The sequence below is a fragment of the Roseovarius sp. SK2 genome (assembly GCF_028807495.1).
Classification (GTDB): domain Bacteria; phylum Pseudomonadota; class Alphaproteobacteria; order Rhodobacterales; family Rhodobacteraceae; genus Roseovarius; species Roseovarius confluentis.
In genome coordinates this window covers 172,864-185,503 of record NZ_JARAMK010000007.1, presented here as the reverse complement: position 1 = coordinate 185,503, position 12,640 = coordinate 172,864, and the positions used below count along the sequence as shown (strand labels likewise).

Below are 12,640 nucleotides of genomic sequence, written 5' to 3'. Positions count from 1 at the left end.
AGCTTTGCAAGCGACCGCCACAAGGCCTCGGGGCGCGGACGCTGCCGTTTACCGGCACACCCTGTCCGGGCCTCACGCGGTCAGGATCCCGCTGACTTTCAGCGCCCGCTGCGCATTCCCTTCGACCTTCAGCTTGCCCGACATGTAGGCCATAACGGGGTTCTGCTCGCCCGACAGGATGTCGCGAAAGACCGCATCGCTGGCCATCAGCACCACGTCGGCGTCCTCGTCGCCCACCCTTGCGCCGGTCTCGTCCAGCATCACGCTGCCCGCACCCTCGATCACCAGCTTCGCGGTGCCGCGAATGGCCCCCTTCGCCTTGGGGTCCAGCGTTTCGACATAACTCTCGATGATCTCGTTCATGGAATGACGCACCTTTCGCTGTCCCGACGGGCAAATCTCTCCATGCACGGCCCGCTGCGGTCAACGCGAACCTTGCGTCACCAGCGGCTCAGCGCATCCTCGTCGGCGTCCTTGGCATCCACCCAATCGGCGCCGTCCCGCGTCACTTCCTTTTTCCAGAAGGGCGCGCGGGATTTCAGGTAATCCATCAGGAACTCCGCCGCCTGAAACGCATCCGCCCGGTGGGGCGAGGACGTGGCGACCATCATGATCATCTCGTCGGGGGCCAGCGCACCATGGCGATGAATGACCAGCACATCGCCCAAGCTCCAGCGCGCGCTTGCCTCCTCGGCGATCCCGGCCAGCGCCTTCTCGGTCATCCCCGGGTAATGCTCGATCTGCATCGCCTCCAGGCCCGCCGCGATATCCCGCACGATCCCGGTGAAACTCACCACCGCGCCCATGCCACTCTGCCGGCTGGTGAAATCGTTGACCTCTGCGCCAAGGTCGAACGCCTCTTCCTGCACACGGATGTCCAAGGCCTCAGCCCCCCGTCATCGGCGGAAAGAATGCCACCTCGCGCACCCCCGCAAGCGGCGCATCGAAATCCGCCAGCTCCTGGTCCACGGCCACCCGCAGCGCATCCAGATCGGCGAACGCCATCTCGTAGCGCGCCTCCCGCGCCCGCAACTCCTCGACCAGGTCCCGCACCGTCGCGGCCCCGGTTTCGATGTTGTCCTTGGGGCGCCCGATCCGCTCCCGCACCCATGCGAAGTATAGAACGTCCATGTGCTCAGTCCTTCAGGTAAGGCATCGCCTTGCGAAAATAGTCGAAGCCGGTGATCAGCGTCAGCCCGGCGGCCAGCCACAACAACCACAGCCCAACGTGGCCGGTGACGACCATCCCGTCGAATTTCCACCGCAGCCCATGCAGATCCTCTTCGCGACCCGCCAACACATCGGCCACGATCTGTTCGTCCATGCCCATGCTGGACATGCCGAAATAGTGCAGGAAAACACCTTGCGCAAAAAGCACCGCAATCGCCACCATCTGCAACGTGGTCTTCCACTTGGCCAGCCTGGTCACCTTCAGCGTCCCTGCCGTATCGCCCAGGTATTCCCGCAGGCCCGACACGAACACTTCCCGGAACAGGATCATCGTCGCCGGCAGCACCAGCCACGGCGACATCGACGAGTATCCCAGGATCACCGCGAGTGCGATCACAACCATCGCCTTGTCCGCGATCGGGTCCAGCATCGTGCCCAGCTTGGTCGTCTGCTTCCACGCCCGGGCCAGGTAGCCGTCGAACCAGTCCGTGATCGCCGCGCCGACGAACAGCACCAGCGCAAACCAATCCGCCCACGGGCGGTTGAAGTAAAGAAACATCACCGCCAGCGCCGGGGCCGCCAACAACCGCAACACGGTCAGAATATTCGGAAGATTCCACGTCATACGCTCTAAGTAGTGCGAACCGCCCCCGTCCGAAAGCCCTGATCAGGTTTCCACGGCTTCATCGTTCCCGAAATACTCCGGGGGTCTGGGGGCAGCGCCCCCAGCCGGTCGGCGCGGGCGCAGCCCGCGTCGAAATCCGCTCAGCCTTTCTCGTGGAAATGGTCATAGACCTTCTGCGCCAGCGCGGCCGAGACGCCGTCCACAGCCTTGAGATCTGCCAAGTTCGCCCGGCTCACCGCCTTGGCCGACCCGAAATGCGCCAGCAATGCGCGTTTACGCGACGCGCCCACCCCCGCGATCTCGTCCAGCGGTGAGGCACTGACCGCCTTGGTCCGCTTTGCCCGGTGCGTGCCGATGGCAAACCTGTGCGCCTCGTCCCGCAGCCGCTGGATGAAATACAGCACCGGATCGTTGTGGCGCAGCGCCATGGGCCGCTTGCCCATCCGGTGAAACTCTTCCTTGCCGGCGTCGCGGTCCAGCCCCTTGGCCACGCCCACCATCGGCAGGTCGCGCACGCCCATCTCCTGCATGATCGAATGCACGGCGCTCACCTGCCCCTGACCGCCATCGATCAACAGCAGATCGGGCCACAGCCCCTTGTCGCGGTCCGGATCGTCCTTGATCAGCCGCTTCAGCCGACGGGTCAGGACCTCTTTCATCATCCCGAAATCATCCCCGGGGGTCAGGTCGTCGCCGCGGATGTTGAACTTGCGATACTGGTTCTTCATCAACCCCTCGGGCCCGGCCACGATCATCGCCCCCACGGCATGCGCCCCCTGGATATGGCTGTTGTCATAGACCTCGATCCGCTCCGGGGGGCCTGGCAGGTCGAACGCCTCCGCCACGCCCTTCAACAGCTTGGCCTGCGTCGCGCTCTCGCTCATCTTCCGCGCAAGGCTTTCGCGGGCATTGCGCAGCGCCGCCTCGACCAGTTCCGCCTTCTCGCCCCGCTGCGGCACCAGCAGTTCCACCTTGCGCCCCAGTTTGCCACTCAGCGCCTCGGCCATCAGGTCCGGGCTCTCGATCTCGTGGCTCAGGATGATCTGCCGCGCCGGGTCCTTGGTGTCATAGAACTGGCCCAGGAACGCCTCCAGCACTTCCGCCTCGGCCACGTCCGCACCGACGCGCGGATAGAAATCCTTGTTCCCCCAGTTCTGCCCCGCGCGGATGAAAAACACCTGCACGCAAGCCTGACCTTTCTCCAGGTGCAGCGCCACCAGATCCGCCTCGCCCACCGTGCGCGGGTTGATCCCCTGCGCCGTCTGCACTTGCGTCAGTGCCTTGATCCGATCACGCAAGGCCGCGGCGCGCTCGAATTCCATCGCCGCGCTGGCTTCCTGCATGTCGGCGGCCAGCTTCTCCTGGATCTCGGTCGACCGCCCCGACAGGTAACGCTGCGCATCCTTCACCTGCGCGCCATACTCCTGTTTCGAGATATACCCCACACATGGCGCCGTGCAGCGCTTGATCTGGTATTGCAAACAAGGCCGCGTGCGGCTCTCGAACTGCGTGTCGCTGCAATTGCGCAGCTGGAACACCCGCTGCAATTGCCCCAGCGTCCGGTTCACCGCGCCCGCGCTGGCGAAGGGGCCATAATACTGCCCTTTCTCCTTCTTCGCGCCGCGATGCTTCTTGATCATCGGGAAGTCGTGCCCGGTCACAAGGATATTCGGAAACGACTTGTCGTCGCGCAAAAGCACGTTGTAGCGCGGCTTCAGCTGCTTGATCAGGTTCTGCTCCAGCAGCAGCGCCTCGGTCTCGGTCGCCGTGGTCAGGAACATCATCGACGCGGTTTCCGCGATCATCCTAGCGATCCGCGGCGTATGCCCCGTGGGCCGCGAATAGCTCGACACCCGCGCCTTCAGGTTCCGCGCCTTGCCGACATACAGCACCTGGCTCTGCGCCCCCAGCATCCGGTAGACCCCGGGCGAGCCATCCAGCGTCTTCAGGTAAGACTGGATCACCTTATGCCCGGTCTCGGGGACGGCAGCGCGCTCTGTTTCGTGTTTCGATTCGCCGGTCATTCGTTCTGGTTTGATTCTGCCTGTTGGGCTGCAATGATTAGCACACACCCCGCAATAGGAAACATCTCCACCGATCGTGTGGATAACTCTGCGGACAAGTTTTGGGCAGCCGGATTTTTTCGTTGTATTAGACCTGCTTCGTTAAGTTGCACAGAAATTAAGCACAAACATAAGGCATTGTTTTCAATACACAAAAAATCCGTGGTATCCCAAATATATGAAAACATTAAAACTTTTGTAACGCTTCGGTAACCACCCGGCGGCACGTGAACAAGTTGACGTAGCGTCTATACATCGACCCCCAGAACATCCGGCGTTTGCCATGCCAGATGCTGCCCGCCATCGACGCAGATCAGCTGCCCGGTGACCGCCTTTGCCTCCAGGAAATAGCCCAGTGCGGCGGTGATATCCTCGGGGTTCACGCCCCGCTTCAGAATCGTCCGCGCCCGCTGGTCAAAGAACTGTTCTTCGCTCTGCTCAGTGCTCTTCAGCGTCGGTCCGGGGCCGATCCCGTTGACCCGCACGCGCGGGGCCAGCGCCTGCGCGGCGGTGCGCGTCATCGTCCACAGACCCGATTTCGCAATCGTGTAACTGGCGAAATAGGGCGTCAGCTTGCGCACCCGCTGGTCGATCATGTTCACCACCAGCCCCTGCGCCACCGGCTCGCCGTTCTCGTCCTTGACCGGCTCCGGCACCTGCGCCGCCAGCGCCTGCGTCAGCGCAAAGGGCGCGCGCAGGTTCGATTCCATGTGCCGGTCCCAGCTTTGCCGCGTCGCCGTCTCGTATGTCTCGTCCTCGAAAATCGACGCGTTGTTCACCAGCACATGCACCGGCCCGCCCAGCCGCGCCGCCGCCTCGGGCATCAGCGCCTGTACCGCATCCTCGTCCAGCAGGTCCGCCTGCACGGCCACGGCCCTTTGCCCCTTCGCCTCGATTTCGCCGGCAGTTTCCTCGGCCGCATCCGCCGAGCCGCCGTAATGCACGGCCACGTCATATCCCCGCGCCGCCAGGTACAGCGCCATCGCACGCCCAAGGCGCTTGCCGCCTCCGGTCACAAGGGCGCGGCGGGTCTGGGGTTGGTCGGTCATGCGGGGGCTCCGTTCAGCTCAACACGACCAAGACATAGATCACGTAAAGAACGGTCAAGGCGATGCCCCACAGCCGGTGAATGTCCCGGCCCAGGAACACGAACGGGATCAGCAGCAGCGACGCGCCCAGCATCACCCAAAGGTCGAATTGCAGGAACTCGGGGTCGACCGGGATCGTGCCGACAAAGGACGTGATCCCGATGATGGCCAGCAGGTTGAACATGTTTGACCCGATGACGTTGCCCAGCGCCACGTCGGCCTGCTTGCGCAAGGCCGCCATCACCGTCGTCGCCAGCTCAGGCAGCGAGGTGCCCAGCGCGACCAGCGTCAGGCCGATCACCGCATCGCTGACGCCGAATTCCCGCGCGATGATCGACGCATTGTCCACCAGCAGGTCCGCGCCCAGCGGCAGCCCCACAAGGCCCAGCGCCAGAAAGACGAAGATCTGCCACCACGGCATGTCGGGGTCCGCGCCCTCGACCTCTTCTTCGTCCTCGGCCTCGGCGGCTGCCGCGGCCCCGGCCTTGCGGTGGTTGCGCGCATCCCGAAACGCATCGCCCAGCACCAGCCCAAGGCAGGCCAGCAGAACCGTCCCCGCCAGCATGTCGAACGGACCCCGGAATGCCATGCCGATGAAGATCAGCGTCGCCCCGATCATGAACAGATACGTCTTGCGCGTGTTGCACCCCGAGGTGTGCAGCGGCGCCAACAGCGCCGGCACCCCAAGCACCAGCAGGATATTGGCCGTGTTCGACCCGATCACGTTGCCCAGCGCCAGCCCCGGCTTGTTGTCCAGCACCGCGTTGACCGAGATCAGCAGTTCAGGCGCCGAGGTGCCGAAAGCCACGATGGTCAGGCTGACGATCAGCGCGGGAATGCCCACACGCAGGCTCAGGTTCACCGCGCCTTTCACAAGCGCATCGCCTGCCAGCAGCAGGATCAGCAACCCCAAGCCCGACATCAGCCATGGCCACATCAGGATTTGCCCTCCCGGCACTGGCACGGCCCCTTGCCGATGCGAAACCGCTTGCAATGCGGGCAACGGGCCGACTCCAGCTTTTTCTGTCCGGGAAAGCGCAGGCGTCCGAACATCGCCAGCACTGCGATGAAGGCCAGGAATATGAGGGCGATCTTGCTCAGCACGTCACAGGCCGAACCGGGCAAAAGCCGCGCGTTCCTCGACCGAGGCGAACGCATCCTCGACCACCGAAGACCCGAACCGCTGGAAAAAGCCCTTTTTCTTGCCGTAGGTGGCGAACCGCACCTTGTCGCCGTAAAGCTCCTTCAGCTTCGGCACCAGGTGCGCCACCCCGTCGGCCAGCCCCAGCTCGACACCCCGGCCACCCAGCCAGAACTCGCCGGTAAACAGGTCGTCGTCCTCGCTCAGCCGGTCGCCCCGCCGCGCCTTGATCTGCGCGATGAAGTTTCCGTGCATCTCTTCCAGAATGCCTTTCAGACGCGCCACGTCTTCCTTCTTCTCGGGCTGGAACGGATCAAGCGTGCTCTTCGACTTGCCAGCCGTGTAGACCCGCCGTTCCACACCCTGCCGCGCCAGGAACACATGCGCGCCGAAGCCCGCCGAGATCACGCCGATGCTGCCCACGATCGAATTGTCGTCGACCCAGATATCATCCGCCGCCGAGGCCAGCCAATAGCCGCCCGACGCCGCGACGTCCTCGACGAAAGCATGAACCGGCACTTTCTTTTCCTCGGCCAGCCGCCGGATGCGTCCCGCGATCAGCGCAGATTGCACCGGCGATCCGCCAGGGCTGTTGATCAACAGCGCGACGGCCTTGGGCTTGCCGCGGCTGAACGCCTTTTCAATGGCGGGCGCCATCGCCTCGTCGCTCAGCGGCATCCGGGACCCTGCGCCAATCGCACCCGACAGGCGTATAACCGACACCAGCGGGTCGCTTTTCAAAAACGGGATAAATCGCTTCATGGAGGGGCATGTAGAATGCCCGCGCGCGACAAACAAGGTGGCGGCGCGTATCAATAGGGCCGACGGGCAAGAAAGCCACGAATACGACGCAGGGTCAGACCGCCGCCGCCCTTTCCCAGGACGTCGCCCATCCTGCGTAGGGTGGGTGAAAACCCACGCGCCTCCCGACGCCAACCCAGGCGCGCTCTCCTCAACTCTTGATCCGGTACCCCGTCTTGAAGATCCGCCAGATCAGGAACAGGCACAGCGCCGTGAACCCCGCAATCGCCAGCAGGCTCAGCCCGATGGACACGTCCGCCTGCCCGAAGAAAGCCCAGCGGAACCCCGAGATCAGGTAGACCACCGGATTGAACAGCGTCACCGTCTGCCAGAACGGCGGGAGCATCGAGATCGAGTAGAACGAGCCCCCCAGGAACACCAGCGGCGTCACGATCAGCAGCGGCACCAACTGCAACTGCTCGAAATTCTGCGCCCAGATCCCGATGATGAACCCGAACAGCGCGAAACTGATGCAGGTCAACAGCAGAAACACCACCATCGCGCCCGGATGCTGTATCTCCACGTCCACGAACAACGCCGAGGTCGCCAATATCACCACCCCGATGAACAGCGCCTTGGTGGCGGCGGCCCCCACATACCCGATCACGATCTCCAGGAAGTTCACCGGCGCCGACAGCAACTCATAGATCGTGCCGATGAACTTGGGGAAATAGATCCCGAAGGAGGCGTTTGAAATCGCCTGCGTGATCACCGACAGCATGATCAGCCCCGGCACGATGAACGCGCCATAACTCACGCCCTCCACCTGGTCGATCCGGCTGCCGATGGCCGCGCCGAACACCACGAAGTAAAGCGAGGTCGAGATCACCGGCGACACGAAACTTTGCAGCAGGGTGCGAAAGAACCGCTGCATCTCGAACTTGTAGATCGCTGCAATGGCCAGAAAATTCATGCCGCATCCTCCTTCACCAGCCCCACGAAGATCTCTTCCAAACTCGACTGGCTGGTCTGAATATCGCGGATCACCAAGCCCGCCTCCGTCAGTTCGCGCACCAGCCGCGCAATCCCCGTCCGCTCGGCATTGGTGTCATAAGTATAGGTCAGGCTCTGGCCGTCCGGGCTCTTCCACAAGTCGTAATCCGACAGGCTCTCGGGCACCGCCTCCACCGGCTCGACCAGATCGATCCGCAAGCTCTTGCGCCCCATCCGCTGCATCAGCGCGGCCTTGTCCTCGACCAGCAGGATCTCGCCCTTGTTGATCACCGCCACCCGGTCGGCAATCGCCTCAGCCTCCTCGATGTAATGGGTGGTCAGAATGATTGTCACCCCGTCCTGCCGCAGCCCTTCGACCACCTCCCACATATCGCGGCGCAGCTCCACATCGACACCGGCGGTCGGCTCGTCCAGGAACAGAACACGCGGCTCGTGCACCAGCGCCTTGGCGATCAGCACCCGGCGCTTCATGCCGCCCGACAGTTCCTTGACCTGGTTGGTGCGCTTGTCCCACAGGCTCAGCTGCCGCAGGATCTTCTCCACCAGCGCCTCGTCACGCCCCTTGCCAAAGAGGCCGCGCGAAAACCGCACCGTGTTGATCACCTTCTCGAACGGCTCCAGCGCGATCTCCTGCGGCACCAGTCCCACCAGCGACCGCGCCGCGCGATACTCCTCGGCGATATCATGCCCGCCGACGCGCGCCGTCCCGCCCGTGGGCGTCGTGATCCCGCACAGCGCCGAAATCAGCGTCGTCTTTCCCGCGCCGTTGGGCCCCAACAGCGCCAGGATCTCGCCCTCGCGGATCTCCAGGTCCACGCCCTTCAAGGCCTGGAACCCGTCGTCAAAGGTCTTCTCCAGGCCGCTCACCTCGACAAACGCTGCCATGTCCCGCGCTCCTTCTTTCGTCATTCGCGGCAAAGTAATCCGGCCGCGACCCGGCGCAAGCCGGTACGGAAACACAACCCCTTGTGCATTCCTGCGCGCCGAAACCCATGCCGCCCCAAATAAAACGTATCGTTTCCACATTTTGCATTGCACGACTCGTCTCAAGCGGGAATTCTGTCCGCGGTTGGGGGCGCATGATGCATGCGCATCAAGAAAATCGCAGGACAGACATGAAACGCCTCTCTCGTTTTGTCTGGCCGCTCATCATATTTGCGCTCGGTGCCTGCACCGAGTCGGTGACGCGTGCCGACAACTCCCGTATCCTTCTCATGGGCGACTCCATGATGGCCTTTCACGGCACGGCCGGGAAATCCGTCTCTCACGCCATGGAACGCCGCCTGGGCGAGCCGGTCATCGACCGCTCCGTGTCCGGCGCCCGCTTCCTCTATTCCCTGCCCATCTCGGGCGCGGCCGGCATGAACATCACGAAACAATTCCGCGCCGGCAACTGGGACTGGATCGTGATGAACGGCGGCGGCAACGACATTCTCTTCGGCTGCGGCTGCGGGCTTTGCGACCGCCGCATCGACCGGCTGATCTCCGACGACGGTACCACCGGCGTTATCCCCGGTTTCGTGTCGAAAATGCGCAAGACTGGCGCCAACGTGGTGATGGTGGGCTACCTGCACACCCCCGGCGTGCGCTCCCCCATCGAAGGCTGCGTCGACGAGGGCCGCGAGATGGACGCCCGCATGGCCCGCCTCGCCGCGCTCGACCGCGGCGTGCACTTCATCCCGATGAGCGATGTCGTCCCGCCTGGCGACCGCACCTACCACGCGGTCGACCTCATCCACCCGTCACCCAAGGGATCCGACGCCATCGGCAGCCGCATCGCCGAGCTCATCCGCCAGAACGGACCGCGCCGGAAATAAGGTGTCCCGCCTTTGGCCTGACACTTCAAATAAAGGCGGGGCGCGCGCCCCGATCACGCGCCCCCTTTTCCTCTGGCCAAAAATATCCCCGCCGGAGGCTCCGACGGGGACGCAATCAACCCGGCATGAAACGAACTCTCACCCCTTCGAGATCATCCGCTTCAGCCAACCTTTCTTCTCGGCCTGCTCTTCCGGCTCGTCCTCCTTCGGCCCCTCGATGACATCCTCGAGGTTGGAAAAGAACTGGTCGGCCATCTTCTTGGCAAACCCGTCCACGATCCGGCTGCCAAGCTGCGCCAGCTTGCCACCCACCTTCGCCTCCACGTCATAGCTCAGCTTCGTGCCGCCCTCGACCTCTTCCAGCCGAACATCCGCCGCGCCCTTGGCAAAGCCCGCGGCCCCGCCCTTGCCCTCGCCTTCCAGGCGCAGGCTCTCGGGCTGGGTCATCTCGCTGAACGTCACCATGCCCTTGAACGTGGCCTTCACCGGCCCGACCTTCTGTGTCACCGTCGCCTCGTACCCGTCCTGCGGGTTGCCCGTGACCTCCTGCGCGCCCGGCACGCATTCCTTCAGAACTTCGGGTTCCATCAGTGCGGCCCAGACCGTCTCCCGGTCCGCCGCGATCTCGCGCTCGCCACTCATCTGCATGACACGTCTCCTCCTTGGGTTGGCCCGATCCTACCGCACGGCCCCGAACCCTCCAAGACCGATGCGCAGTATAAATTGACAGACGCAAGGCGTCTCGCGCATCAAGACCTTAGTCGCATGGGGGACCGCACTTGCCCGGCACGCTTTGCCTCACCTTCGACGATCTGTTCGTCGCAAACTGGGTCGCCGCCCGACCCGTGTTCGACGCCCATGACGCCCGCGTCACCTTCTGCGTGTCGCACCTGCACACGGCCATGCCGGACCAAATCGAAGGCCTGCACCTCCTGCAATCCGACGGTCACGAGATCGCCTGCCACACCCGCACGCACCCGAAACTGAAATCGTACCTCGCAACCCACGGCCTCGACCACTGGCTCGAACACGAAGTAGACCTTGCCATAGCGGAACATCGCGCGGCAGGCTTCCCGGCACGCACCTTCGCCTGCCCCTTCCACGCTTCCACGCCCGAGACCCGCGCGGCCCTCGCCTCCCGCTTCGAGGTCATCCGCGCCGCCGGCCCCCGCAGCCTCGACCACACCAACCCCGCCAGCCGCATCTACGGTGAAATCCCCGCCTCACGCTGCCTCGACAACCTTGGCTTCGCCGACATGCAGCACAAGGCCTTCCCCGGCTGGCGCCGGCAGCACCACTTGCTCGACCTCATCGCCAAGACGGACGGCCTCGCGGTCTTCACCGGCCACGACATCAGGGACCGCAAAACCGGCCCGGGATTCTACAGCAGCCAAGCCCAGATCGGCCGCCTGCTGGGCGCCGCCACCACGCGGGGCGTTGCGATCAAACCCGCGTAGGGTGGGTGAAAACCCACGCGTCCTGCACACGGCGCATCAAACGCCGTCCACCTTCCCCCTCAACGCCTTCACTTCCGCCCGCTTCTTCTTCGCCTCCACCCGCTTGCGCTTCTGGTTCTTCGACACTTTCGTCGGGATGCGCCGCTTCGGCTTTTCACACGCCTTGACGATCAGGTCCGCCAGCCGCTCCCGCGCGATCTCGCGGTTGCGGGCCTGGCTGCGTTCCTCCGACACCTGTAGCACCACCGCGCCGTCCTTGGTCCAGCGCCGCCCGGCCAGCCGCCGCAGCCGCCGTTTCACCGGGTCGGGCAGGTTCGGCGAGCGATCCGCCTCGAACCGCAACTCCACCGCCGAGGACACCTTGTTCACGTTCTGCCCGCCCGGCCCGGACGCGCGGGTGAACTGCTCGGTCAGCTCCCAATCCTCGATGGTGATCTTGTCGTTGATCTTCATGATGCCCTGTCAAATAGCACTGACGCGATGCCACTCAAAGCGTTTCGCCTTTGACCTGAGGAATCAGCTAAAGGCGAAACGCGTGCGACGCTTGAATGTTGCGCGGCGTTTCTCGATAAGCAGCGTTTCAGGTTTATCGCGAAACGCTTTAAATACCGACGCGATACCGACGCGCCATTTTCACACTAAAAGGGCCGCCCCAACCTCATGGAGCGGCCCTTCTAAAAGTTTCGGAGGCGAGGTCGGTTAGGCCCTGCCAATCCGGGTGTTCACGCGCCCAAGGGCTGCCTCAGACACGAACCTCCCTGACTGTTCCGACACCTCTCTCCAATCCCTTTATAGACACTGGATCACCTCCTTTCAGTTGTTGAACTCAAAGGTAGCCTGCCACAGATTTCGCGTTTGTCAAAACAAAATCATGTGGTCCTGCCACTAAGTGACCCCACGATGATGCGAAACGGCACAAGTGCCAAAATTGCCAGCACCAGCTTCACCAGCCAGTCCGCCACCGCCAGCGACACCCAGAGCGGCACCACCGGGCCTGCACCCAAAAGCGGCAGCGCCTCGCCGGCCCAGCTCACGTCATTGCCCGGCTCCAGGAATGTCAGGCTGGCCGAAAACGCGATGGTAAAGAACAGGCCCGTGTCCACGCTGCCGCCGATCAGCGACGACACCACCGGCGCCCGCCACCATGCGCCGGCCCTGAACCGATCGAACACCGCGATATCCAACAGTTGCGCCGTCAGAAACGCCACTGCCGAGCCCAGCGCGATCCGCACCGTCACCAGCGGCCCGAACTCCCCCGAAATCTGCGTCCCGATGAACGAACAGATCAGCCCCACCACGAAGCCCACGAGAACAACACGCCGCGCCGCCGCGCGGCCATAGACACGGTTCATCACGTCCGTCACCAGAAAAGCCAGCGGATAGGTGAACGCACCCCAGGTCAGCCACTGGCCGAACAGGAACTGCACCAAAATGTTCGACGCGACGACAATCGCCGCCATCGCCAGAACACCGGGAAGGATCTTGGATGTCATGCGCACAGGCCCCCGATACGCGTTTATATCA

16 protein-coding genes are annotated in these 12,640 nt (G+C 63.6%); 2 read left to right on the top strand and 14 right to left on the bottom strand.

What is annotated here, in order from left to right; all coding sequences use genetic code 11:
• Nucleotides 1-72: 72 nt before the first annotated feature.
• From PVV74_RS14575 to PVV74_RS14525, 11 genes are all read right to left on the bottom strand, one after another.
• A complete protein-coding gene (locus PVV74_RS14575) occupies nt 73-363 on the bottom strand; it encodes an SCP2 sterol-binding domain-containing protein (RefSeq protein WP_274593703.1) in 291 nt (96 codons plus the stop codon).
• A gap of 77 nt (nt 364-440) precedes the next feature.
• Complete coding sequence (locus tag PVV74_RS14570; protein ID WP_103763530.1) at nt 441-881, bottom strand: molybdenum cofactor biosynthesis protein MoaE; 441 nt, start codon at nt 879-881, stop codon at nt 441-443.
• Between the two features lie 4 nt (nt 882-885).
• Nucleotides 886-1,131, bottom strand: coding sequence for a molybdopterin converting factor subunit 1 (gene moaD / locus PVV74_RS14565; RefSeq protein ID WP_103763531.1), 246 nt, complete (start codon nt 1,129-1,131; stop codon nt 886-888).
• A 4-nt stretch (nt 1,132-1,135) separates the two neighbouring features.
• Nucleotides 1,136-1,795 (bottom strand): CDP-diacylglycerol--glycerol-3-phosphate 3-phosphatidyltransferase, encoded by a 660-nt coding sequence (gene pgsA, locus PVV74_RS14560; RefSeq protein WP_103763532.1) that lies wholly within the window; start codon nt 1,793-1,795, stop codon nt 1,136-1,138.
• A 140-nt stretch (nt 1,796-1,935) separates the two neighbouring features.
• On the bottom strand, nt 1,936-3,819 hold the full coding sequence (uvrC, locus tag PVV74_RS14555; RefSeq protein ID WP_274593702.1) for an excinuclease ABC subunit UvrC: 1,884 nt from the start codon (nt 3,817-3,819) through the stop codon (nt 1,936-1,938).
• A 287-nt stretch (nt 3,820-4,106) separates the two neighbouring features.
• Complete coding sequence (locus PVV74_RS14550) at nt 4,107-4,907, bottom strand: SDR family oxidoreductase (RefSeq protein ID WP_103763534.1); 801 nt, start codon at nt 4,905-4,907, stop codon at nt 4,107-4,109.
• A 13-nt stretch (nt 4,908-4,920) separates the two neighbouring features.
• Entirely contained in the window at nt 4,921-5,883 is a 963-nt protein-coding gene (locus PVV74_RS14545; protein WP_274593751.1) for a calcium/sodium antiporter, read from the bottom strand.
• A complete protein-coding gene (locus tag PVV74_RS14540; protein ID WP_172977391.1) occupies nt 5,883-6,050 on the bottom strand; it encodes a hypothetical protein in 168 nt (55 codons plus the stop codon). The genes PVV74_RS14545 and PVV74_RS14540 overlap by 1 nt, the downstream gene beginning before the upstream one ends.
• A gap of 1 nt (nt 6,051) precedes the next feature.
• A complete protein-coding gene (locus tag PVV74_RS14535; protein WP_103763536.1) occupies nt 6,052-6,849 on the bottom strand; it encodes a S49 family peptidase in 798 nt (265 codons plus the stop codon).
• Between the two features lie 190 nt (nt 6,850-7,039).
• Nucleotides 7,040-7,801 (bottom strand): ABC transporter permease, encoded by a 762-nt coding sequence (locus tag PVV74_RS14530; RefSeq protein WP_103763537.1) that lies wholly within the window; start codon nt 7,799-7,801, stop codon nt 7,040-7,042.
• Nucleotides 7,798-8,727, bottom strand: coding sequence for an ABC transporter ATP-binding protein (locus PVV74_RS14525; protein WP_274593701.1), 930 nt, complete (start codon nt 8,725-8,727; stop codon nt 7,798-7,800). Before PVV74_RS14525 ends, PVV74_RS14530 begins: the two co-directional genes overlap by 4 nt.
• A gap of 230 nt (nt 8,728-8,957) precedes the next feature.
• Between PVV74_RS14525 and PVV74_RS14520 the strand changes: the two genes are divergently transcribed.
• The gene (locus PVV74_RS14520; protein WP_274593700.1) at nt 8,958-9,659 is read left to right on the top strand and encodes an SGNH/GDSL hydrolase family protein; all 702 of its coding nucleotides are present in this window, start codon (nt 8,958-8,960) and stop codon (nt 9,657-9,659) included.
• A gap of 138 nt (nt 9,660-9,797) precedes the next feature.
• Here PVV74_RS14520 and PVV74_RS14515 read toward each other — a convergent pair whose 3' ends face one another.
• Nucleotides 9,798-10,307, bottom strand: a complete 510-nt coding sequence (locus PVV74_RS14515; RefSeq protein WP_103763538.1) for a CoxG family protein — start codon at nt 10,305-10,307, stop codon at nt 9,798-9,800.
• A gap of 131 nt (nt 10,308-10,438) precedes the next feature.
• Here PVV74_RS14515 and PVV74_RS14510 point away from each other — a divergent pair, with 131 nt between their 5' ends.
• Nucleotides 10,439-11,116 carry a polysaccharide deacetylase family protein gene (locus PVV74_RS14510; RefSeq protein WP_274593699.1) on the top strand — a complete coding sequence of 226 codons (678 nt, stop codon included), beginning with the start codon at nt 10,439-10,441 and terminating at the stop codon, nt 11,114-11,116.
• 36 nt (nt 11,117-11,152) lie between these two features.
• Here the strand turns inward: PVV74_RS14510 and arfB are convergent, their stop codons facing one another.
• Together arfB and PVV74_RS14500 are read right to left on the bottom strand one after the other, a co-directional pair.
• The gene (arfB, locus tag PVV74_RS14505; protein WP_371931665.1) at nt 11,153-11,569 is read right to left on the bottom strand and encodes an alternative ribosome rescue aminoacyl-tRNA hydrolase ArfB; all 417 of its coding nucleotides are present in this window, start codon (nt 11,567-11,569) and stop codon (nt 11,153-11,155) included.
• Between the two features lie 416 nt (nt 11,570-11,985).
• The gene (locus PVV74_RS14500) at nt 11,986-12,609 is read right to left on the bottom strand and encodes a queuosine precursor transporter (RefSeq protein ID WP_274593698.1); all 624 of its coding nucleotides are present in this window, start codon (nt 12,607-12,609) and stop codon (nt 11,986-11,988) included.
• Between the last annotated feature and the right edge of the window lie 31 nt (nt 12,610-12,640).